Here is a 24721-nt window from a genome sequence, read left to right on the forward strand (position 1 = left end):
GTACCGAACCGTCCCCGTACAGAACCGAGCCGAAGGATCCCATGACGACGCCCAGCGGTTCCCCCACCGACGACAACGTGCCCCTGCCCGAGATCACCGCGGCCGACCTGGCCGCCCAGCCCACCGGGCAGCTGCTCGCGCACGCGATGACGCTGATCATCCGCCGGATCGGCACGGTCCCGCTGGAGGAGCGGCCCGAGGTCGTACGCGCGCTCGACGACGTGCGGGCCGCGCTCTTCGGCTACTGGGTGCTCCACTACCACGGCTCGAACGCGATCACCGGCTTCTGCCAGGAGATGCCGCACCGGGTGGTGGACGCCGACTTCTTCACGCTGCTGGACCAGAGCCTGGACCGGATGGGGGACGACGACCTGCTCGCCCTGGTCCGCGACTGGCGGGCGGAACTCGACCGGGCCACCGCGGAGGTCGAGCGGCAGGAGCGCGAGACGGGCACGGCGGCGCAGGGCTGGGACTGGGAGCGGACGGCCCGTCTGCTCGCCCTGCTCGACGCGGAGACCATGCGCGGCCTGGACGCGCGCTACCGCGCGATCGGACCCGCCTCGCTCGACCGGGTCTCCGGCTACATCCGCGAACACGCCGACGCCGTGTTCACCGTCGTCAAGTGATCGACCCGTCCCGGGCCGCACCGGACGTGCCCCGCACGTCCGGCAGCCGCCCACAAAGGCCGCCGGCTCAAGGAGGGCACGTGGAGGCAGCAGTGCAAGGCGAATCAGCGGTGGAAGTGCAGGACCTGGTCAAGACCTATCCCAAGGCGGAGGGGAACGCCGTCGACGGCGTGTCCTTCACCATCAGGCGCGGGGAGATATTCGGCCTGCTCGGGCCCAACGGCGCGGGCAAGACGACCCTCGTCGGCGTGCTCACCACCGCCGTCCAGCCCTCCTCGGGCGCCGTCAGGATCGCGGGCGCCGACATCGCCGACGCGCTGCGGGTCAAACCGCGGATCGCGGTGCTGCCGCAGACCAACAACCTCGACCGCAGCCTGAAAGCCCGTGAGGTGCTGACCTACCACGCCGCCTACCACGGGGTGCCGAAGGCCGAGCGGGAGGCGCGCGCCGACCGGCTGCTGGCCGAACTGGGCCTGGCCGACCGGGCCAAGGAAAAGGTGCCGCGCTACTCCGGCGGCATGGCCCAGCGCCTGATGCTGGCCCGGGCGCTGATGCACGACCCGGACGTGCTCTTCCTGGACGAGCCGACCAACAACCTCGACCCGCAGTCCCGGTACTTCCTGTGGGACCGCATCCGCGAACTCAACGAGCGCGGGGTGACGATCGTGCTCACCACCCACGACATGAACGAGGCGGAGCAGCTGTGCGACCGGGTCGCGGTGGTCGATCACGGCAAGGTGCTGGTGCTGGACACCCCGGACGAGCTGAAGAAGATCATTCCCGGCGGCGGCCTGCTGGAGCTGCACGCGGCCCTGCCCGGCGGCGCCCCCGCCGCCACCGACGCGGCCGCGGACGGCGCGGACCCCACACTGGCCGAGGGGCCGGCCGCCGACCTGCTGCGCAGGCTGCGCGCGCTGGACGCCAAGCAGGTCGAGCCGCTCGCGACGGACGGCGACGGGGAGTCGGGCATCGCCCGCTTCCGGCTGTTCTCCGACGACGCCGGCGCCCTCGTGCCCGCCGTCATCGAGGCGGTGGCACAGGAAGGTGCGCAGGTCCGCGACCTGCGGCTGTCCACGCCCAGCCTCGAAGACGTCTTCATCCACCTGACCGGAAGGAACCTGCGACCGTGACCGCCGCCGTCACCACGACGACCCGCCCGCTCCCGGCGGGCACCTCGAAGCTCGCGATGACCGCGTTCTGGGCGATCCTGCGCCGGGACATCCTGGTCACGGCACGCGGATTCGTCGCGTTCCTGATCCAGGCCTTCATGCAGCCGCTGCTGTACCTGTACGTCTTCGGCGTCGTCCTGCCGAAGATCGGCATCGCGGTCCCGGGATACGGCGGCCTGCTGCTGCCCGGCATCGTCACCCTGACGGTGTTCCTGGCCTCGGTCCAGGGCATCATGCTCCCGCTCGCACTCGACCTCGGCTTCACCCGGGAGATCGACGACCGCCTCCTCGCCCCGACCCCGGTCGGCGCGATCGTGCTGGAGAAGGTGCTCTTCGCCACCCTGCGCGGGCTGATCAGCGCGGCGATCCTCTTCCCGCTCGCCTACTGGATCCTCGGCGACGAGTACCTGGTGCAGTCGGGGTCGATCCCGCTGATGGCCGTCCTCATCGTGCTCACCGCCGTCCTGGGCTCCGCGCTCGGCCTGGTGTTCGGCACCGTCGTGCCGTCCGAGCACATCGCCCTGGCCTTCGCCGCGCTGTTCACGCCGATGCTCTTCACCGGGTGCCTGCAGTACCCGTGGGCGTCGCTGCACTCGCTGCCGGTCTTCCGGGTCATCACCTTGTTCAACCCCCTGACGTATTCGGCGGAGGGACTGCGTTACGCGATGGTGCCGCTGAGTGAAAACGGCGCGCACACACCGTCACTCGCCATCGGCTGGGTGCTGGTCGGCCTGATCGGCTTTGCCGCGCTGTTCTTCATGCTCGGCCTGCGTTCCTTCAAGAGCCGCGCCATCCGCTGACGCCGCGAAAACACCACGACAGCTGACTGCACACCGCTGACAGCTCACCAGGAAGAGAGAGACCATGGCACGAATCGTGTATTTCACCATCCAGGCGGACGATGTGCTCCGGGCTGCCGACTTCTACCGGAACACCTTCGGCTGGCACATCGAGAAGTGGGGCGGCGAGTGGGGCGGCACCGACGAGTTCTACCTCATCGAGACCGGCACCGAGGACGACCCCGCTTTGCCCGGAACACTGATGAAGCGCCCCGGCAAGGTGGACAGCCAGCTGCTCAACGCCTTCATGTGCGGTATCGAGTCGACGGCCATCGACGACGACATGGCCGCGGTCGTCGCCAACGGCGGCACCCTGGTATCACCCAAGGTCACGATACCCGGGGTGGGTTGGGTGGCCTACTGCCGCGACACCGAGGAGAACTTCATCGAGCTGCGGCAGATGGACCCGGAAGCGGCCTGACGGGGGAGTAGGGACGGGCTGTGGCGCGCGGGAGGAATGTCCTCCCGCGGCCCCGCTCCGCCCTGCCTTTTCGCAGGTCCGCATGCGGTCGCCGATAGCTGTGACGTATTGCCCGCAATGAACGGTGGAACCCCTGGGGCAGTCCGTATATGCTGAGGACGGGGTCGGCAACGACCCTTTACGGGAGCTTTTCTGACGGGGGTCAAGACGGGGCGGCGTCCAGGGGGACGCCGTATGTGTAATGCCACGGGGGAAGACGGTCATTCGCACCGCCCTCCTTTCTCATCGGCGTCGCCGGATTCATCAGACATGTACCGTCGGTCGACGGAACATGCGCGGTGGCGTGTCACTGGCCGACCGGGGGGCGTTGGCAGAATGTCCATTTTCCAGAATTCACCGTCGGACGAGGCGGACGGGCCGATATTGCGGCTGCTCGCTGCGCGCCTGCGCACCTTGTCCGTCCCCGACGAGGGGAGCGGTACGGCGGATCCGGCGGCCGTCCGCGAGTGGCTGTCCACCAGCCGCCGGCTGGTCGCCGGCGCGGGGCCGGCGGCGTACGGGGACGAGGACTTCGAGCAGGCCTGGGCCGAGATCACGGCAGGCGGGAGCCGGCCGGGGGAGCGGCAGCGGCTGGAGGCCGCCGCCGCGGTGCTCCGCGCCCTGCCGGACCTGCTCGCCGGCCGGCTCACCACCGCCGACGTGGTCCCGGGGCAGGTCCTCGCCTCCGCTGATGTGCCCACGCACACCGCCGCCGTGGTGGCCGACATGGTCGAGGCGTACGCCGACGCGCGCGCCGAGCTGCCCGGCACGGCAGCCGTGCGCGTCCTGGAGATCGGGCAGGCCCCCGGCACACCCGAGCTGCGCGAGCGGCTGCAAGGCCGCAGCCCCGCCGTCGAGTTCGCCGTCGAGGAGCCGCACCGGCTCGGCGAACTGCCCTCCGGCGGCTATGACGTCCTCGTCACACGCGGGGCGATCGGCGCCGCGCCGCACACCCGCGAGGCCCTGCGCGCGGCCAAGGCCGCGCTCAAACGCCACGGGTTGCTGGTCCTGGACGAACCGGCAGGGCCTGGCGTCTTCGAGCACCTGGTCCACGGGCTGCCGCCCGCCCGCCCGCGCCCCGACCTCGCCGGCTGGCGCGCCCTGTTAGCCACCGAGGGCTTCCCCGCCGTCTACCTCCCCACGGGACCGGTGCCGGACGGCGGACGGCACGTCGTGGTGGCCGAGAGCGACGGCCTGATCCGCACGACTGCCGAGGTCGGGGACGCGGACCCGTCGCCCGAGCCCGCCCCGACGACACCGCCCGCCCCACCGCCGCCCTCCGCGTCCCCGCGTGAGCCGCAGGTGCGGAACACCGTCATCGCGGCCCTCGGCAGCGCGCTCGGCCTGCGTCCCGAACACGTCGAGCTGGACATGCCGTTCGCCGATTTCGGCATCAACTCGCTGACCGGCGTGGAGCTTCTGCACCGCATCAACCAGGAGCTGGGCACCGCCCTGGACTCGACGGTCCTGTTCGACCACAGCTCCGTCGAGAAGCTGACGGCACACATCCTCAGCACCGCGGGGGCAACTGCCGCCCCCACGACGCCCGATACGGCCGGCACCGCCCCGGCCCCCGCAGCCGTGGCGGTCACGCCCCGGCCCACGGCCGCCCCCAGTGGCGGCATCGCCGTCATCGGCATCAGCGGCCGATTCCCCCGCTCGGCCGACACCGGCGAACTGTGGGAGCACCTGCTGGCCGGCGACGACCTCGTCTCCGAGGTCACCCGCTGGGACCTGGACGACTTCTACTCGCGCTTCCCCGCGTCCCCGCACGGCTACACGACGCGCGCCGGCCTGCTGGAGGACATCGACGTCTTCGACCCGCAGATGTTCGGCATCTCCGGCCTCGAAGCCACCTACATGGACCCGCAGCAGCGGCTGTTCCTCCAGGAGTGCTGGACGGCCCTGGAGGACGCGGGCCACGCCGGCCGCAGCGTCGAGGGTCTGGCCTGCGGGGTGTACGCCGGCTTCAACGGCGGCGACTACCAGATGCTGTGCGGCCTCAATCCGCCCGCCCAGGCCATGTGGGGCAACGCGCCCTCGGCGCTGTCCGCCCGCATCTCCTACCTGCTGGACCTGCAGGGGCCCGCGCTGACCGTCGACACCGCCTGCTCCAGCTCGCTGGTGGCCATCCAGCTGGCCTGCCAGAGCCTCACCGGCGGCGAGACCGACATGGCCCTCGCCGGCGGGGTGTACGTCACCTCCACGCCCGGCTTCCTGCTCGGCGCGGGCCAGGCGGGCATGCTCTCGCCCGACGGCCGCTGCTACTCCTTCGACCACCGCGCCAACGGCTTCGCACCGGGCGAGGGCGTCGGCGTCGTCGTGCTCAAGCGGTACCACGACGCCGTCGCCGACGGCGACCACGTGTACGGGGTGATCCGCGGCTGGGGCACCAACCAGGACGGCGCCACCAACGGCATCACCGCCCCCAGCGCCCGGTCGCAGGAGCGCCTGGAGCGCCAGGTCTACGACCGCTTCGGCATCGACCCGGCACGTATCGGCATGGTCGAGGCGCACGGCAGCGCCACGCCGCTGGGCGACCCGATCGAGTTCCAGGCGCTCACCCGGGCCTTCGCCGCCTCCACCGACCGGACGTCGTACTGCGCGATCGGCTCGATCAAGAGCAACATCGGGCACACCACGTCCGCCGCGGGCGTGGCCGGTGTGCTGCGCGTCCTGCTGGCACTGCGGCACCGGACGATCCCGCCGTCGGTCAACTTCGAGCGCGCCAACCCGGCGATCGACCTCGACAACAGCCCGTTCTACCTCAACACCCGGCCCGTGCCGTGGTCGGCGCCGCAGGACGGCCCGCGTACCGCCGCCGTCAGCTCCTTCGGGCTGAGCGGCACCAACGCGCACCTGGTCATCGAGGAGGCGCCGGCCACCCCTGCGGTGCGCGCCGACCGCCCGGCCCACCTCGTGGTGCTCTCCGCGCAGAGTGCCGAGCAGGTACGCGGGCAGGCCCAGCGGCTGCTGGCCGCCTGCACCGCACGTGCCGACCTGGAGATCGCCGACGTCGCCTTCACCCTGCTCACCGGCCGGCGGCACCACCGGCACCGGCTCGCCTGCGTCGTCGCCGACCTGGCAGAGCTGGCCGAGGTGCTGCGCGGCTGGCTCGACCAGGGCCGGCACCCGGCCGCCCACGTCTCGGACGCCGCCCCGCGCGACCGCCGCGACCAGCGGCCCGCGCTGCGCAGGGTCGGCGAGCAGAGCCTGCGCGCCGCCGCGACGGCCACCGGGGCCGAGGCCGTCGAGCACCTCCAGGTCGTCGCCGACCTCTACGCCCAGGGCTACGACCTGGACTACGGCGAGCTGTTCGGCGACGGCGGCCGCCGGGTCCCGCTGCCGACCTACCCCTTCGCGCGCGAGCGCTACTGGGTCCCGGCCCCCGACGAGGCCGCCGCCCCCGCCCTGCCCGCCCGCCCGGAGCCGGTGCCCCCGGCACCCGGGGTGCGCGACCGGCAGGAGGTGACCGAGGCCGCCGTCGCCGAGTCCGTCGTGACGTGGCTGTCCGGCATCCTCGCCGTCCCCGCGGACCGGATCGAGACCGGCGAGTCGCTGCTGCGGTACGGCTTCGACTCGATCAACGCCGTCGCCCTGCGCACCGCGATCCAGGACGGCTTCGGCGTGGACCTGGCCACCCGGTCGGTCTTCGAGAGCGGCTCGGTCGAGGACCTGGCCGCCCTCGTCGTGGCCGAGCACCGCACCGCCGGCGGGCGTCCCGCACCGCCGGAGGCCGCCGCGGCGCCCGACACCGCGGCGCCCTTCCCGCTGTCCGCGGCACAGCAGGTGCTCTGGTCCCTGGAGCGGCTGGCTCCAGGGAACTCCGCCTACCACCTGCCGCACGCCTTCCGGGTCCGCGGCGAGGTCCGCCCGGCCGCCCTGGAGGCGGCGCTGCGCCGGCTGACCGAGCGGCACCCCGCGCTGCGCACCACGGTCGACGTAGCGGGCCACACACCCGTCCAGACGGTACGCGCCACCGCCGCGGTCTCCTGCACCGTCGAGGAGACCGGACCGCGCAGCGACGAGGAGATGCTGGGCCTGGTCGCCGAGCGGGCGCGGGCGCCCTTCGACCTCGCCGAGGGACCCCTGCTGCGGGTCCACCTGCTCTCGCGCGCACCGGACGACCACGTCCTCGTGGTCACGCTGCACCACATCGTCTTCGACGGCACCTCGCTGCTGGTGCTGCTGCGCGAACTGGCCGTGCTGTACGCGGCGGAGGTCCGCGGCGACGCGGTGCACCTGCCGCCGCCCGCCTCCTCCTACGCGCACTTCGTCGACTGGCAGCGCCGCTATCTGGCCGGCGAGCGCGGCGCCGCGGCGCGGGCGTACTGGCGCGACCGGCTGGCGGGGGCGCCCGCCGACCTCGGGCTGCCGCTGGACCGGCCGCGTACGGAAGCGGCCCGCTTCCAGGGCGCGGTGCTGGAGCGGCGGCTGCCCGCCGGGCTCACCGACCGGGTCCGCGACGCCGGGGCGGACCTGGGGGCCTCGCCCTTCGTGGTGATGTTCAGCGCCTACACGGCCCTGCTGCACCAGTGGACCGGCCGCACCGACCTGGTCGTCGGCACCCCGCTGCACGGCCGGCCCGAAGCGCGCTTCCAGGACACCGTCGGCTACTTCGTGAACCAGGTGCCGGTCCGCACCCAGCTCGCCGGCACCGAGTCCTTCGCCGCACTGGTCGCCCGGGTCCGCACCGAGGTCTACGCGGCCTTCGAGCACGGTGACTTCCCGGTCTCGGAACTCGGCCGCGACGGCGGCACGGTGCAGAGTTCCTTCGTCTTCCAGAACTGGCTCAAGCTCCCCGCCGCGGCGCCGGCAGACCCGGCGACGCTCGCGCTGGAACCGATGCTGGGCGTGCACCAGGCCGGCATGTTCGACCTGACCCTTGAGGTCGTCCAGACCGACGGCGCCTACACGCTGCTGCTGCTCCACAATCCCGCGCTCTTCGACCAGGACACCGTCGCCTCGCTCGCCGACCGCTACGAACGCCTGCTCACCGCGGTCTGCGACGACCCGCAGCTGCCGGCCGGCAGCGCAGGCGCCCTCCCGGAACCGCAGGCCGCAGAAGCGCCGTCCGACGTACCGCTGCCGGGGGCCGGCCCACCCGCCCGTGCCGGGCTCGACGCGGCGGCGGTCAGGGCGGCCGTCGAGAGTGCATACCGGGAACTGCTCGGCGTCCCCGATCTTGACCCGCACGACAACTTCTTCGACCTCGGCGGCCACTCGGTCCTGCTGGTGCAGCTCTCGCTGCGGCTCGGCGAGGCCTTGGGCCGCGAGGTGCCGAGCGTCGCCCTCTTCCAGCACCCGACCGTGGACTCCCTCAGCAGACACCTCGCCTCGGCCGCCGCGGGGCCTTCGTACGAGCGCAGCCTGCGCAAGGGCCGGGCGCGGCGGGCGGCCATGGCCCGGCTGGCGGCCCCCGCATGAGCGGCCCCGCAGAGCCCCGCGCCGAGGCCCGGATCGCAGGCACCGACCGATCCCGCCGTGACGTCCACGACCCCGACGACCGCCAGGACCGACAGGAGCCCCTTCCGTGACTGTGCAGCCGACGGCATCCGCGCACGCACCGACCGACCTCGACATCGCCGTCATCGGCATGTCCGGGGCCTTCCCCGGCGCGGCGGACATCGCCGAGTTCTGGCGCAACGTGCGCGACGGCGTCTGCTCCGTGCGGTTCTTCACCGACGAGGAACTGCTCGCCCGCGGCGTACCGGCCACCGACCTGCGCGACCCCGACTACGTCAAGGCCGCCTCCACGCTGGACGACATCGCAGGGTTCGACGCCGACTTCTTCGGCATCAACCCCAACGAGGCCCGGGCCACCGACCCGCAGCACCGCCTCTTCCTGGAGTGCGCCTGGGCGGCCCTGGAGGACGCCGGCTACGACCCCGGCGCCTACGACGGCGACATCGGGGTCTTCGCCGGGCTCGGCATGAACTCCTATGTCCTCGAAGTCCTGGGCCGCACACCGTCGTTCTGGCGGTCCACCAGCCTCGAACAGATGCTCATCGGCAACGACAAGGACTTCCTGCCCTCCCGGGTGTCGTACAAGCTGGACCTGACCGGGCCGAGCATCAACGTCAACACCGCCTGCTCCACCTCGCTGGTCGCCGTCCACCTGGCCCGGCAGAGCCTGCTGCTCGGCGAGAGCGACATGGCCCTGGTCGGCGGCGTGTCGATCGTCGTGCCCAACGACCGCGGCTACCGGTACGTCAAGGACGGCATCCAGTCACCCGACGGCCACTGCCGGGCCTTCGACGCCCAGGCCCAGGGCACGGTGTGGGGCGACGGCTGCGGTGTCGTGGTCCTCAAGCGGCTGTCGGCCGCCGTCGCCGACGGCGACCACGTCTACGCCGTCGTCAAGGGCACCGCCGTCAACAACGACGGCTCGCTGAAGGTCGGTTACACCGCGCCCAGCGTCGAGGGGCAGACCCGGGTCATCGTCGAGGCCCTTGCCGAGGCCGGTGTCTCCCCGGACGAGATCGGCTACGTCGAGGCGCACGGCACCGGCACCTCGCTCGGCGACCCAATCGAGGTCGCCGCCCTCACCAACGCCTTCCGCACCGGCACCGACCGCGTCGGCTACTGCCCGATCGGCTCGGTCAAGACCAACATCGGGCACCTCAACGCGGCAGCGGGCATCGCCGGGTTCATCAAGTCGGTGCTCGCCCTGCGCGACCAGGTGGTCCCGCCGAGCCTGAACTTCACCGAGCCCAACCCCGAGATCGACTTCGCGGCCAGCCCCTTCTACGTGCAGACCGCCCTGACTCCCTGGCCCGAAGGCCCAACGCCGCGCCGCGCCGGGGTGAGCTCTATGGGCATCGGCGGGACCAACTGCCACGTCGTCCTGGAAGAGCCGCCCGCAGCCTCCCCTGCCGCCGCAGCCTCCCCTGCCGCCTCGGCCGCCTCGGCCGCCTCGGCCGCCTCGGATGGTGAGCAGGTCCTGCTGCTCTCGGCCCGCTCGCAGGCCGCCCTGGACCGGGCCACCGACGCGCTGGCCCGCCACCTGGCCGCCCACCCCGAGCTGGCACTTGCCGACGTCGCCCACACCCTGCAGTGCGGGCGCCGGCACTTCCGCATCCGCCGCGCCCTGCTCGCCCGCTCCGTCGGCAGCGCCGCACGCGCCCTGGCCGAAGCCGACCCCGACGCCCTGCTCGGCCCCGGCGACACCGCGGGACCCGAAGGGCTCGCCGCCTGGCTCGACGGCGAGGACGTCGACTGGGGCGCCCGCTGGCCCGCCGGGTCCGCGCACCGCGTGCCGCTGCCCACGTACCCCTTCGAGCACCGCAGCCACTGGTACGAGCCGGAGCCGGCACCGGTCAGCGCCGACCGCGGCGACGAGGCGTACTTCACCAAACTGCCCGACATGGGCGACTGGTTCTCGCTGCCGGTCTTCAAGCAGCGCCCGCTGCCCTTCACCTCGCCCGCGGCCGGGCGCCGCACCTGGCTGGTGTTCGCGGACGACACAGGCGCAGCCGCAGGCGTCAGCGCGGCCCTGGCCGCCGACAACGACGTCGTGACGGTGACCGCGGGCAGCGGCTACGACAGCCGCGACGACGGCTCCTTCGTCCTCGACCCCGCCGACCCGGACGGCTGCACCGCCCTGCTCACCGCACTGCGCGACCGGGAGCAGCTGCCCGACGCCGTGCTGTACTGCTGGCCGCTGCGCAGCCGGCGCGCCGAGCCGCCGCAGCGGCTCGAACGGGCGGCGCTGCTCGCCGAGCAGGAGGCCGTGCTCTTCCCGGTCCTGCGGTTCGCCCAGGCCCTCGACGCGCTCTGCGTCGAACGGCCGCTGACTTTCACCGCGGTCACCGCGGACGTCTTCGACGTCACCGGCACCGAGGACCTCGACGTGCACGCCGCGACCGTCGGCGGCGCCTGCCTGGTGCTCCAGCAGACCTACGGCCACATCGTCTCCCGGGTCGTGGACCTGTCAGGCGCCGACACCGCGGAGCGCCGGGCCGCCCAGCTGCTCGCCGAGGTCCGCGGCGGCACCGGCGACCTGTTCACCGCCTACCGCGCAGGCAAGCGCTACGTCCGCGGCTACGAACCGGTCCGCGTCGACGCCGACACCCCCCGGCCGACAGGGCTGCGCGAAGGGCGCACGTACCTGGTCTTCGGCGGCCTCGAAGGCATCGGCTCGCTCATCGCCGAGCACATCGTGCGCGACCGCGGCGGGCGACTGCTGCTCCTGGAGGAGTCCGGCTTCCCGGACCGGGACGACTGGGACGCCTGGCTGGCCGGCCACCCCGGCGACGACCCGGTCGCCGCCCGCATCCGCAAGGCCCGCGAGCTGAGCGGCCTGGGCGCGCACTGGCTCGGCAACCTCGCCGAGGACCCCGCCGTCAACGACGCCCTGCGCGCCGACATCGACACGCGGTACGGCCCGGTGCACGGCCTGATCCACGCCCCCGGCTCGTCCAACGCCAAACGCGTCAACACCGTCCGAGCGGCCACCACCGACGACTGGCGGCGGCACTTCGGCGCGGTCGGTGCGAGCCTCGTCCTGCTCGACCGGATGTTCGACGGGCGCGAGCTGGACTTCCGCATCATGACCAACTCGCTCGGCTCGGTCCTCGGCGGCGACGGCTTCTTCCACATCGCGACCGTCGGCAACTACGCGAAGGCGTACGCCACCGCGCGCGCCCGCGACACCGAGCAGGCCTGGACCGTACAGGCCTGGGACTCCTGGACCGTGGAATGGGTCGGCATCAGCCAGTACCTGCCGGCCGCGCTCTTCGACCGGGTCAGGCCGTCGGTGCTCACCACCGAGGAAGGCCTGGCCTGCTTCGAACTGGCCTTCGCCGTCACCGGCGCCGTCGAGGTCGACATCTCCGCGACCGACCTGGCCGCCCGCTACGCCAAGTGGATCGGCTCCACCGGCCGCGCCGGCCAGGACCCGGCCGAGGCCGCGGGCACCCATCCGCGCCCCGACCTGGCCACCGCCTACCTCGCCCCCGCCGGCGCCACCCAGCAGGCCCTGGCCGACCTCTTCTCCCGCGTGCTGGGCGTCGAGAAGATCGGCGCCGACGACAGCTTCTTCGAACTGGGCGGCCACTCCCTGCTCGGCGTCGAACTCGCCGCCGAGGTGCGCAGGGCACACGGCGTCGAGCTGGACCTGTACTACCTGTACGGGATGTCGACGGTGGCGCAGCTCGCCGAGTACATCGAGGGCGCCCGGTGACCCGGCCCGTCGCCTTCCTCTTCGGCGGCCAGGGCTCGCAGTACCACGGCATGGGGCGTCCGCTCTTCGACGGGGACGCGGTCTTCCGGGACTCCATGCGCGACCTGGACGACGTCGTACGCGAACTCGCCGGCGTCTCCGTCGTCGAGCAGCTCTACGGGGTCGAGCACCCGCCCGCCGAGCCCTTCGACCGGCTGCTGATCACCCACCCGGCGATCGTCATGGTCGAGTACTCGCTGGCCCGAGTGCTGCGCTCGCGCGGTGTCGAACCCGACTACGTCGCGGGCAGCAGCCTCGGCGAGTTCGCGGCGGCGGCCGTCGCTGGTGTGCTGCCCGTCGAGGACGTGCTGACCGCCGTCGTCGGGCAGGCGCAGGCCTGCGAGCGGTCAGGCCCGCCCGGGCGGATGCTCGCCGTGCTGCACGACACCGCCGCGTACCGGAGCGACCCGGTCTTCGACGGTACGGAACTGGCGTCGGTGAACTACCCCGAGCACTTCGTGGTGTCCGGCACGGTCCAGCGGATCGCGGCCCTGCGGGCGGACCTCACCGCACGCGGCATCCCCGCCGAGGTCCTGCCGGTGCCGCACGCCTTCCACTCCTCCCACATCGACGCCTTCGCCGCCGACTTCCGCGAACTCCTCCAGGACCTGCGGCCCGCCCCGCCCCGCATACCCCTGGTCTCCGGCATCGACGGCAGCCGGCCGCAGCGCCTGGACGGCGACTACTTCTGGGACGTCGTCCGCCGCCCCATCGACTTCCCCGCCGCGGTGCGCACCCTCGCCGCCGCGGGCGACCCGGTGCACATCGACCTGAGTCCCGGCGGCACGCTCGACACCTTCCTGCGCCGCAACCGCGCCGACGCGGTGAGCCACCCGGTCCTGATCCCCTACCGGCGCGACACGCAGCCACTCGCCGACGCCACCGCCGCCGCCCTCGCACAGCGCCGCCCAGCCCGACCGACGACCCACGGAGCAGGCCGCATGACCGTTCACCTCTTCCCAGGACAGGGCTCGCAGTTCAAGGGCATGGGCGCCGGGCTCTTCGAGGAGTTCCCCGACCTCACCGCCACCGCCGACCGCGTCCTCGGCTACTCGGTGCGCGAACTGTGCGTCGAGGACCCGCGCCGCGAACTGGGCGACACCCGCTTCACCCAGCCCGCGCTGTACGTGGTCAACGCGCTCAGCCACCTCAAGCGCGTCGCCGACACCGGCGTCAGCCCCGACTACGTCGCAGGCCACAGCCTCGGCGAATACAGCGCCCTCTTCGCCGCCGGCGCCGTCGACTTCGAGACCGGCCTGCGGCTGGTCGAGCGGCGCGGCGAGCTGATGAGCCGGGCGGAGGACGGCGGGATGGCCGCGGTCATCGGCCTGACCGTCCAGGAGGTGCGCGACCTGCTGCGCCGCGAGGGCCTGACGACCGTAGACGTCGCCAACCACAACTCGCCCCGCCAGGTCGTCGTCGCAGGACCCAGGGCCGACATCCCCGCGGCCCGCGACGCCTTCTTGCAGGGCGGCGCCCAGCACTACGTCCCGCTCAACGTCAGCGGGGCCTTCCACTCCCGGCTGATGGCCGGCACCCGCGAGGCGTTCACGCCGGCGCTGCGCGAGGCGGCCTTCCGCACCCCGCGGATCCCCGTGCTGTCGAACGTGACCGGCCGCCCCCACCAGGACGGCGCCATCGCCGGCGGCCTGGCGGAGCAGCTCACCCACGTGGTCGAGTGGAACGACACGATCCGCTACCTGCTGGGCCTGGGCGAGGCCGACTTCACCGAGGTCGGACCCGGGACCGTACTGACCAAGCTGGTCGGCAAGATCCGGGAGGAGGCCGGGCCGCTCACCGCGCCTCAGCCGGCCCCGCAGACCGCGGCGGTACCTTCCGCGGCACCGGTGGTCCCGTCCCCGTCCCCTGCCCCGGCTCCCGCGGTGGTGCCCGCCATGCCCGCCCGCGCGACCGGCGCCGATACGACCCCGGCCGCCGAGCCAGAACTGCCCCTGTGGCCGCTCGCCGTCACCGCGACCTCGCTGGGGGACGCGGACTTCCGCCGCGACTACGGCCTCACGCACGCCTACCTGGCTGGGGCCATGTACCGGGGCATCGCGTCCGTGGACCTCGTCGTACGGATGGGCCGGGCCGGCATGCTCGGCTTCTTCGGCACCGCTATGGTCGGCCCCGACGGCATCGAGGACGCGATCCGCCGCATCCAGCGTGCACTGCCCGACGGCGAGCCGTACGGGATGAACCTCATCCACAGCCCCTCCCACCCGGAGGCCGAGGAGGCCGCCGTCGACCTTTACCTGCGCTACGGGGTGCGGGTCGTGGAGGCGTCGGCGTACATGGGCATCACCGCGGCCCTGGTCCGCTACCGGGCCAAGGGCCTGCGCCGCGGCCCCGACGGCCGGGTCAGCGGGGCCAACCGGATCATCGCCAAGCTGTCCCGCCCTGAGGTCGCACGGGCCTTCCTCGCCCCCGCCCCCGAGGACCTGGTCGCCCGCATGGTCACCGCAGGCGCCCTGAGCAGGCAGGAGGCGGAGCTGCTGCGGGAGCTGCCGATGGCCGACGACCTGTGCGTCGAGGCCGACTCCGGCGGGCACACCGACCGCGGCGTCCTCGTCGCGCTGCTGCCGGCCGTCATCGCCCTGCGCGACGAGGCAGCCGCGGCCCACGGCTACCCCCAGCGGGTCAGGGTCGGCGCCGCCGGCGGCATCGGCAGCCCCGCTGCCGCAGCCGCCGCCTTCGTCCTCGGCGCCGCCTTCGTACTGACCGGCTCGGTCAACCAGTGCACGGTCGAGGCCGGCACCAGCGCGGCGGTCAAGGACATGCTGCAGACCGCAGGCGTGCAGGACACCGCCTATGCGCCCGCGGGCGACATGTTCGAGATCGGCGCCCAGGTGCAGGTCCTGCAGCGCGGCACCTTCTTCCCCGGCCGGTCCAACCGCCTCTACCAGCTCTACAAGCACTTCGAGTCGCTCGACGCCATCGACGGCAAGACGCTGCGCATGATCCAGGACAAGTACTTCCACCGGGACTTCGACCAGGTCTGGGCGGAGGTCCGCGCCCACCAGCCGGCGGCGGAGATCCAGAAGGCCGAGCGCAATCCCAAGTACCGGATGGCGCTGCTGTTCAAGTGGTACTTCGCGCACTCCACGCGGGCCGCGCTCGACGGCGACCCGGAGCGCCGTGTCGACTACCAGATCCACTGCGGACCGGCCCTCGGCAGCTTCAACCAGTGGGTGCGCGGCACGGACCTGGAGGACTGGCGCAACCGGCACGCCGACGAGATCGGCCTGCGGCTGATGACCGCCACCGCCGAGCTGGTCAACAGCCGCTTCGCCGAAATGTTCGGCCGTAGCGGCGACGCGCCGCTCGACGGCGGCACCGGCCGTACCGGCGACACCTCGGTCGACGGCCGCACCGGCCGCCCCGCACCGCGGGACCGGGAGCCCGCCGTCCGCTGAGCACACCGGACCGCGCCGACGGGAACCGCCGGCCCCACCTAAGAGATTGCGAGCCAGATCCGTGTCCCTCGAAGTCATCCACCGTCCGTCCGCCACCGGGGCCACCGGTGCGCCGCTGCTCTTCGTGCACGGCTCCTACCACGGGGCGTGGTGCTGGGAGGAGCACTTCCTGCCGTACTTCGCCGAGCGCGGCCACGACTGCCACGCCGTCAGCCTGCGCGGCCACGGCGGCAGCTCTGGCCGCGACCGCCTGCACGACCTGACCCTGGACGACTACGTGGCCGACGTGGTCGAAGCCATGTCGCAGATCGACGGCACCCCGGTGCTGGTCGGCCACTCCATGGGCGGCGCCGTGGCCCAGCTGGTGGCCCGCGACCACCCGGAGGCCGTCGCGGGACTGGCGCTGCTGAACTCCGTGCCCCCGGCCGGGCTCGGCCCCGAGTCGCTGCGGCTGATCTTCCGGCACTTCCGCGACCTGCGGGCGCTGCGGGCCTTCAACAAGGGCGCGGGCGCCTTCCCGACCCGGCTGTTCTACTCCGACGCGCTCCCCGAGGCCGAGCGCGCCGCGGTCGCCGCCCGGGTCCAGCCCGAGTCCGACAAGGTCAACTACGCGGTGAACAAGCGGGTGCTCGCCGCCCCCTCGGCGCCGCCCGTGCCGCTGCTGGTGCTGGGCTCCACCGCCGACCGGGTGGTCTCCGCCCGGTCGGTGCAGGCCACCGCGAAGGCCTACGGCACCGAGCCGGTGCTGCTCGACGGCGTCGGCCACCTCTCGATGCTCGACCCGCGGTGGCGGGCCGTAGCGGACCGCACCCACGCGTTCCTCAAGGCCATGGCACCCGCGCAGGAGGCCCCGAAGTGACCGAGCTGACCGAACTGACCGACGTGACGGACCCGGCCGAGCACCGCTCCTCCTACCGGGTCAGCAGCATCGCCAGCAGCCCCGAGCGCGAGATCGAACGGCTCAGCGCCCAGGTCGAGCTGTTCTGGCCCGACGAGTCGCGGCACTACCGGGACAACGGGCTGCGCGACGGCATCGCGATGGTCGAGCTGGGCAGCGGCCCCGGCTTCACCACCGGGAAGATCCTCCAGCTGCACCCCGCGATCCGGGTCACCGCCGTCGAGATCGACCCGCTGCTGGTCGAGGTCGCAGGCGACCGGCTCTCGCGCGCCTACGGCGACCGCCTCGACATCGTGCAGGCGTCCATCCTGGACACCGGGCTGCCGTCGGACACCTACGACTTCGCCCTCACCCGGCTGGTGCTCGAACACCTCCCGGACCCGGTCGCGGCGGTCCGCGAGGTCGCCAGGATCCTCAAGCCGGGCGGCCGTGCGGTGTTCGTGGACAACGACTTCGAGATGCACCTGATGACATCCCCGCACATACCGGCCCTCGCGGAGCTGTACGGCGCGTACTGCCGCTCGCGGGCCGACGAGGGCGGCAACCCGACGATCGGCCGCGAACTGCCCGGCATCCTCGGCCGCGGCGGCCTGTCGGCGGTCACCTTCACCGTCGTCAGTGCCCACAGCGACATCGTGGGCAGCAAGAGCTTCCTCGGGTCCGAGGGCGTCGGCATCCCCACCAAGCTCGTCCGCGACGGCTACCTGAGCGGCAAGGCGCTGGGCGAGGTCGCCCGGTCCTGGCGGGACCTGATGCGGAACGACAAGCACGCGATCCTGCGCCAGATGTATCTGTCGGCCGGCGAGAAGTAAGCACGAAAGGGACTTTCAGGGATGAACCGTGCCCTCGATGCCGTGGAGCGGCGGCTCAAGGCCGTCCTCAGCGCCGTCCTCGCCGAGGAAGGCGCAGAAGCCGACGCCGACGACCTGGACGGCGGATTCGTCGACCTGGGCGTCAGCTCGATGATGTCGGTGGAGGTGGTCGAGCGGGCGAACGCCGAACTCGGCCTGGACCTCGGCGTCGAGGTGATGTTCGACCACCAGGACGTACGCGAGCTGGCCCGGTTCGTGGTGGAGCAGTACGGCGACCGGCTCGACGGCGAGGACGGAGCCGAGGGCACGGCACCCGCAGGGGCAACCGTGACCGCCGCGGCGGCAGGGGAAGCCGGTGAGCCCGCCGCCGACCCCGGCGACATCGCTGTCGTCGGGATGTCCGGGCGCTTCCCCGGCGCCCGCGACCTCGACCAGCTGTGGGAGCTGCTGCGCGAGGGACGTACCGGGGTCCGGGAGATCGACCGGCCCGGCTGGCCGCTGGACGCCTTCTACGACCCAGACCCGCAGCGCCCCGACCGCTCGGTCAGCAAATGGGCCGGGCTGCTGGACGACCACGACCGGTTCGACCCGCGCTTCTTCGGCATCTCGCCCGCCGAGGCCGAGCACATGGACCCGCAGCAGCGCCTGTTCCTCGAGGAGTCCTACCGGGCCTTCGAGGACGGCGGCATAGCCGTCGACTCGCTGGCCGGGCGCCGCGTCGGCGTCTACGTGGGCGCCCGCGCCTCGGACTACCTGGACCGCTCGGTGCGCGCCGACGGCGCCAACGCGCAGGTCTTCCTCGGCACCGACATGGCAATCCTGGCCGCCCGCATCTCCTACCACCTCAACCTGACCGGCCCCAGCCTGACCGTCGACACCGCCTGCTCCGCCTCGCTGGTCGCCGTCCACCTCGCGTGCGAGAGCATCCGCCGCGGCGAGAGCGAACTCGCTCTCGCGGGCGGGGTGTTCGTGCTCACCTCACCCGAGTTCCAGGTGCTCGCCTCGAAGACGAACATGCTCTCACCCGACGGCCGCTGCAAGACCTTCGACGACGACGCCGACGGCATCGTGATCGGCGAGGGCGTCGGCGCCGTCGTCCTCAAGCCGCTCAGCGCAGCACTGGCCGACGGCGACCCCGTCCACGGGGTGATCAAGGGCTCCGCGGTGAACCAGGACGGCCGCACCAAGGGCATCACCGCGCCGAGCAGCCGGTCCCAGCAGGCCCTGCTGCGCCAGGCGTACGACAGCGCGGGCGTCAGCCCCGACACCGTCGGCTACGTCGAGGCGCACGGCACCGGCACCAAGCTCGGCGACCCCATCGAGGTCCGCGCGCTGACCGAGGCCTTCCGTGCGCACACCGACCGCACCGGCTACTGCGCCCTCGGCTCGCACAAGGGCAACCTCGGCCACTCCATCATGAGCGCGGGCGTCGCAGGCCTGCTCAAGGTGCTGCTGGCCCTCCGCCACCGGCAGATCCCGCCGACGCTGCACGTGCGCCGCCTCAACCGCCACCTCGACCTGGCCGGCAGCCCCTTCCGCGTCAGCACGGAACTGCGCGACTGGGAGCCGTCCGCGGACCACCCGCGCCGCGCCGGCGTCAGCTCCTTCGGTTTCAGCGGCACCAACTGCCACGTCGTGCTGGAGGAGGCGCCGCCCGTCAGGACCGCGGCCTCCGCCGGCACACCGGACGCCGCCTACCCGGTGCCCCTGTCGGCCGGGACACCGCAGGCGCTGCAGCGCCAGGCGGCCCGCCTCGCCGACCGGCTCACCCGGGACTCCGCAGGACTGCGGCTCCAGGACGTCGCCGCGACCCTCGCCCTCGGCCGCACACACCTGCCGCACCGGCATGCGCTGGTCGCCAGCAGCCTGGACGAACTGGCGCGCATACTGGGGAAGTTGGCTGCCGGTTCGGCGCCCGGGGACGATCCCGCGGACGAGGCGGGCGCACTGGCACAGGCCTACCGGCGCGGTGAGGACGTCGACTGGGCCGCCTGGTGGCAGGACAGGCCGCACCGCAGGGTGCCGCTGCCCACCTACCCCTTCCAGGGCGAGCGCTACTGGCACTCCGCGGACACCGCCGCCGCCACCTCCGACAGCGAGGGCACAGGCCACACCGGCGGAACGGACTCCGTCCTGCTGCTGGTCCCCGCCTGGGAAGCACCGCAAGCGGAATCCGCCCCCGTGCCCGCCGAGCGGCTGGTCGTCCTGGACGAACGCACCCCCGCCGCGCCCGGCCTGGAGTGCCTGCGGCTGACCGGGGCGTACGAGGACGACGCCGTCCGGCTGCTGGACGAACTCCGCTCGCGTGCCCCCGGCCCGCTGCTCGTCCAACTCGCCGTCACCGACGGCTCCCTGACCGCCGGGCTGCTTGGAATACTGCTCACCGCCGGGCGCGAATACCCGGGCATCCGCGGCCAGGAGGTCCAGCTGCGGGCCGACGCCGACGCACGGGAGGTCCGCGAACTCCTCGACCAGGCGGCCACGTCGGGCGGCGCGACGCGGGTACGAGCCGACCGGACCGGGCTCCGCGCCGCCCGCTGGACCGAGCCCGCCGCGCCAGAACCGGCGGCGCCGTGGCGTACCGGCGGGGTGTACCTGATCACCGGCGGGGCCGGCGGCCTCGGCCGACTGCTCCTCGCGGACATCGCCCGGCACGCGGACGGCGCCACCGTCGTCCTCACCGGGCGTTCGCCCCACGCGGACCTCCCCGCCGCCGACGGCGTCCACGTGGACTACCGGCAGGCCGACGTCACCGACCAGGCGGCCACCCGGCAGCTGGTGGCCGACGTGGTCGCACGGCACGGGCGCATCGACGGCCTGGTGCACGCGGCGGGTGTGCTGCGCGACGGCTACCTGGCCACCAAGACCGCCGCCGACACCGCCGCCGTCCTGGCCCCCAAGGCCGCCGGCGCCCGCAACCTGGACGAGGCCACCCGGGACCTCCCGCTGGACTTCTTCGTGCTGTTCTCCTCGGTCAGCGGCGCCCTCGGCAATGCCGGCCAGGCGGACTACGCCGCCGCGAACGGCTTCCTCTCCCGCTTCGCCGACCGCCGGGCCGAACAGGTCGCCAGGGGCGAGCGGCACGGGCGTACCGTCGCCGTCGACTGGCCGCTGTGGGCCGACGGCGGCATGGGCGTCGACGCCGCCACCCTGACCGCCCTGCACCGCTCCCACGGCCTCGAACCGATGAGCACCCGGGCGGGCCTCGGCGCCCTGCACACCGCGCTCGCCCTCGGCCACAGCCAGGTGCTCGTCGTCGCGGGCGACCCCGACCGGCTGCGGGCCCTTCTGGCCGCCCCCGCCCGCCCGGCGACGGCGCGCCCGCACACGCAGCGCACGGGCAGCACCCCGCGACTTGAACTGCGATCCGAACTCGCCGACCTCGCCGCCGCCTTGCTGCGGGTCCGGCCCGCCGAGATCGACGCCGACACCGAACTGCACGACTACGGCTTCGACTCGATCACGCTGACCGAGTTCACCAACCGGATCAACGCGCGGTACTCCATCGACCTCACCCCGCCGGTCCTCTTCGAGCACAGCACCCTCGGGCGGCTCGCCGCCCATCTCGGCGCCGCCTACCCCCAGTTGGCGGCACCGCCCGCCGCGGAGGACGTACCGCAGGCTGTACCTGCCGCCGTGCCGCTTGCCGCGCCTGCCGCCGTACCGGCGGCCGTCCCGCACACCGGCGGCGACCCGGTGGCGATCGTCGGGATCAGCGGTGTCTTCCCCAAGGCCCGCGACGTCCGGGAGTTCTGGGACAACCTGCTGGCAGGTCGGGACTGCATCGAGGCCGGGCTGCCGGAGCGCTGGGGTGAGCGGGCCGACCCCGCCTTCCCGTGGGCGGGACTCATCGACGGCGTGGCCGAGTTCGACCCCGCCTTCTTCGGCATCTCACCGCACGAGGCAGCCCGGATGGACCCGCAGCAGCGGCTCCTGCTGCAGACCGTGTGGGCGGCCGTCGAGGACTCGGGCCACGCACCGTCCTCGCTGGCCGGCAGCGACACCGGCGTGTTCGTCGGCACCCTCGACAGCGGCTACGGCCTGCTCGGCGACCCGGACGCCGACGTCGAGGGCCACAGCGCCGTCGGCCGCATCCCCTCGCTCGGCCCGAACCGGCTCAGCTACCTGCTCGACCTGCGCGGCCCGAGCCAGCCCGTCGAGACCGCCTGCTCCAGCTCCCTTGTCGCCCTGCACCGCGCCGTCACCGCCATCCGCTCGGGGGAGTGCTCCGCGGCCGTCGCAGGCGGCGTCAACCTGCTGGTCGAACCCAGCCTGCACACCGGCCTCGGCAAGTCGGGTGCGCTGTCCCCGAGCGGACGGTGCCGCACCTTCTCCGCGGACGCCGACGGCTTCGTGCGCGGCGAAGGCGCCGGCATGCTCTACCTCAAGCCGCTCTCCCGCGCCGAGCAGGACGGCGACCACATCTACGGGCTGGTCCGCGCGACGGGGGAGAACCACGGCGGCCGGGCGCAGGCGCTCACCGCACCCAACCCGCGCGCCCAGGCCGACCTGCTCGTCAAGGTCTACCGGCAGGCCGGCATCGACCCGCGGACCGTCGGCTACATCGAGACCCACGGCACCGGCACCAAGCTCGGCGACCCGATCGAGATCAACGGACTCACCGCCGCCTTCCAGGAGTTGTACGCCGACGGCCCCGCCGCGGACACCGCACGCACCGCGCTGGGATCGGTCAAGACCGGCATCGGCCACCTCGAACTGGCCGCGGGCGTCGCAGGTGTCATCAAGGTGCTGCTCCAACTGCGCCACGGCACGATCGCCCCCAGCCTGCACGCCACCCCCGCCAACCCGTACATCGACCTGGCCGGAAGCCCCTTCCGGGTGGTCGACACGGCAGAGCCGTGGCCCGCCCCGACCGGCCCCGCGGGCGAGCCGCTGCCGCGGCGGGCCGGCGTCAGCTCGTTCAGCATCGGCGGCTCTAACGCCCACGTTGTCCTGGAGGAGTACCAGCCGCTGCGCCAGGACCTCCCGCCGACCGGACGCCCCGCCCTGGCCGTCCTGTCCGCGAGGAACGACGACCGGCTGCACGAACAGGCCCGCAGGCTGCGGGACTTCATCGCCGCAGGGCATGTCGCGGAAAGCGAACTCGTCGCGCTCGCCCACACCCTCCAGCAGGGCCGCGACGCCATGGAGAGCCGATTCGCCGTCGCCGTACGGACGGTGGACGAACTCGCCGACCAGCTCGACCGCTTCCTCGACGGGCGGCCCGGCGACTGGCACCACGCGCGCACGGCGGAACACCGCGACGTCGTCGCCCTCTTCACCGAGGACGACGACCTGCGGGACACCGCACGGACGTGGGTGGACCGCGGCCGGTTCGCGACGCTGCTCCAGTGGTGGGCCAAGGGCCTGGACGTCGACTGGCGGCTCCTCCACCCCGGCGGCGCCCCGCGGCGGCTGAGCCTGCCCACCTACCCCTTCGCCCGGGAACGCCACTGGCGACCCGCGGCCGCGCTGCCCTCACCGGTGCCGCGGGAGCAGACCCCGCAGCAACCGCCCCGACCGCCGCGGGTTGCGGACCCGGCGCCCCGGCTGTCGGCACTGCCCGCCGTCCAGCGGCACCTGCTCGCGGTGGTGCGGCAGCGGTCCTTCGCACCGCTCGCCGGAACGAACGAAACGGAGCGTTGAGCAATGGACGAGCTTCTCGGCAGGCTGCTCTGGGCGCAACTGCGCACCGCAGGCTGGTGCGGCGACGACGTGACCGACGTCCCCGAGGTGACCGCCCGCCACAACGCGCCACAGCACGTGGCCCGTTGGTTCGCGTCGAGCATGGACCGGCTGCAGGACCAGGGCATGGTGCGCCGCGTCGGAGACCTGTGCCTCGCTCTCGACGCCGAACCCCCGGCCGAGGCCTGGGCGCAGTGGGAGCGCCGCAAGGCCGAGCTGTCCGCCGACGCGAGCACCCGCCCCCGGCTTGTCATCGCCGAGGCGATGCTGCGCGCCCTGCCGCAGCTGCTCGCAGGCGAGCGGCTCGTCACCGACGTGCTCTTCCCCGGCGGCTCGTCGGAACTGGTACGTTCCGTCTACCGCGGCAACCCGATGGCCGACTTCCTCAACGAGGTCGTGGCCGAGGCCGTCATCGGATACGTCCGGCACCGCCGCACCGAGGACCCCTCCGCCCGGATCCGCCTCCTGGAGGTCGGCGCCGGTACCGGCTCCACCAGCCAGGACGTCTTCCAGGCCCTCAGCGGCGTCCGGGACGCGGTCGGGGAGTACCGCTTCACCGACCTGTCCCGTGCCTTCCTCCAGCAGGCCGAGTCGGACTTCCGCGAGCAGGCGCCCTATCTGGTCACCGGCATCCTCGACATCGAGCAGCCCCCGGCCGAGCAGGGCGTCGAGACGGGTTCGTACGACATCGTGCTCGCGACGAACGTCCTGCACGCCACCCGGCGGGTTCGGGACGCCGTGGCGCACGCGAAGTCGCTGCTCAAACCGGGCGGCCTGCTCGTGCTCAACGAGATGAACGACAGCTCGATGCTCTCCCACGTCGCCTTCGGACTGCTGGAGGGCTGGTGGCTGCACGAGGACCCCGAACTGCGCATGCCCGCAAGCCCGGCGCTCCCCTCGGCGTCCTGGCAGCAGGTGCTCTCCGAGGCGGGATTCCGGTCCGTCTTCTTCCCCGTGGCCGACGTCCCGGGTGTCGAGGGCCAGATCGTGATCGCGGAGAGCGACGGCGTGTTGCCGGAGGCAGCCGCGGTACGTCCCGCCGCCATGGTGGCGGTTTCTGCAGCAGAGCCCGTCCCGCGCGAACCGGCGGCCGGTGCGCCGCGAAGCCACCGGGCGGTGCTGCTGGGTGAGTTGGCCGCCGCGCTGCAGATGCCCGAGACGGGCATAACCGAAGACCGCGCCTTCCGCGACTACGGGCTCGACTCGATCCTCGGTATCCAGTTCGTGCAGCGGGTGAATGCGGTGCTGGGTACCGACCTGGCGACGACGGTGCTCTTCGAGCACGGCACGCTCGCCCAACTGACGGCATTCGTCGACACGTTGGGTCTGTCCGTGCAGGCGGAGCAGGTTACGGAGCCGGAGCCGCCGCCGGTCGTGGGTCCTGCGGCCCCGTCCGGTTCCTGGTCCGGCTCCGAGTCGGACGACATGGAGCCGATGGCGATCGTGGGGCTGAGCGGGCGGTTCGCAGGCTCGCGGAATCTGGACGAGCTGTGGAAGCACCTGGTCGCGGGCACCGACCTCATCAGTGACGTCACCCGCTGGGACCTCTCCGACCTCAAGCGACGGAACCCGGACTTCTGTACCCGTGGCGGA

The 24721-nt window shown here is 73.1% G+C and carries 11 protein-coding genes; all 11 read left to right on the plus strand.

Annotated features, from left to right (window positions below; all coding sequences use genetic code 11):
* The first annotated feature begins 41 nt into the window (after positions 1-41).
* Positions 42-626, plus strand: coding sequence for a hypothetical protein (locus JT723_RS32625; protein ID WP_205048491.1), 585 nt, complete (start codon positions 42-44; stop codon positions 624-626).
* An 80-nt stretch (positions 627-706) separates the two neighbouring features.
* Positions 707-1756, plus strand: coding sequence for an ABC transporter ATP-binding protein (locus tag JT723_RS32630; protein WP_251513110.1), 1050 nt, complete (start codon positions 707-709; stop codon positions 1754-1756).
* The gene (locus tag JT723_RS32635) at positions 1753-2595 is read left to right on the plus strand and encodes an ABC transporter permease (protein WP_205048492.1); all 843 of its coding nucleotides are present in this window, start codon (positions 1753-1755) and stop codon (positions 2593-2595) included. The genes JT723_RS32630 and JT723_RS32635 overlap by 4 nt, the downstream gene beginning before the upstream one ends.
* A 64-nt stretch (positions 2596-2659) precedes the next feature.
* On the plus strand, positions 2660-3055 hold the full coding sequence (locus tag JT723_RS32640; RefSeq protein ID WP_205048493.1) for a VOC family protein: 396 nt from the start codon (positions 2660-2662) through the stop codon (positions 3053-3055).
* A gap of 375 nt (positions 3056-3430) precedes the next feature.
* On the plus strand, positions 3431-8521 hold the full coding sequence (locus JT723_RS32645; protein ID WP_205048494.1) for a condensation domain-containing protein: 5091 nt from the start codon (positions 3431-3433) through the stop codon (positions 8519-8521).
* A 106-nt stretch (positions 8522-8627) separates the two neighbouring features.
* Positions 8628-12278, plus strand: a complete 3651-nt coding sequence (locus JT723_RS32650; RefSeq protein ID WP_205048495.1) for a type I polyketide synthase — start codon at positions 8628-8630, stop codon at positions 12276-12278.
* The gene (gene fabD, locus JT723_RS36330) at positions 12275-15733 is read left to right on the plus strand and encodes an ACP S-malonyltransferase (RefSeq protein ID WP_205048496.1); all 3459 of its coding nucleotides are present in this window, start codon (positions 12275-12277) and stop codon (positions 15731-15733) included. Before JT723_RS32650 ends, fabD begins: the two co-directional genes overlap by 4 nt.
* A 61-nt stretch (positions 15734-15794) precedes the next feature.
* Positions 15795-16592: an alpha/beta hydrolase gene (locus JT723_RS32660; RefSeq protein ID WP_205048497.1), complete on the plus strand. Its 798-nt coding sequence runs from the start codon at positions 15795-15797 to the stop codon at positions 16590-16592.
* Positions 16589-17443: a class I SAM-dependent methyltransferase gene (locus tag JT723_RS32665; protein WP_205048498.1), complete on the plus strand. Its 855-nt coding sequence runs from the start codon at positions 16589-16591 to the stop codon at positions 17441-17443. Before JT723_RS32660 ends, JT723_RS32665 begins: the two co-directional genes overlap by 4 nt.
* Positions 17444-17464: 21 nt before the next feature.
* Positions 17465-23089, plus strand: a complete 5625-nt coding sequence (locus JT723_RS32670; RefSeq protein ID WP_205048499.1) for an SDR family NAD(P)-dependent oxidoreductase — start codon at positions 17465-17467, stop codon at positions 23087-23089.
* 3 nt (positions 23090-23092) lie between these two features.
* Positions 23093-24721, plus strand: a 1629-nt coding sequence (locus tag JT723_RS32675) for a methyltransferase (RefSeq protein ID WP_205048500.1), incomplete at its 3' end; no start/stop codon positions are given.

The organism is Actinacidiphila bryophytorum (genome assembly GCF_016916835.1).
Taxonomy (GTDB): domain Bacteria; phylum Actinomycetota; class Actinomycetes; order Streptomycetales; family Streptomycetaceae; genus Actinacidiphila; species Actinacidiphila bryophytorum.

What these genes read in the sequence shown, in the direction of transcription:
- JT723_RS32625 (WP_205048491.1), top strand. Translation starts at nt 42, where the DNA reads ATGACGACGCCCAGCGGTTCCCCCACCGACGACAACGTGCCCCTGCCC.
- JT723_RS32670 (WP_205048499.1), top strand. Translation starts at nt 17,465, where the DNA reads ATGAACCGTGCCCTCGATGCCGTGGAGCGGCGGCTCAAGGCCGTCCTC.
- JT723_RS32640 (WP_205048493.1), top strand. Translation starts at nt 2,660, where the DNA reads ATGGCACGAATCGTGTATTTCACCATCCAGGCGGACGATGTGCTCCGG.
- JT723_RS32645 (WP_205048494.1), top strand. Translation starts at nt 3,431, where the DNA reads ATGTCCATTTTCCAGAATTCACCGTCGGACGAGGCGGACGGGCCGATA.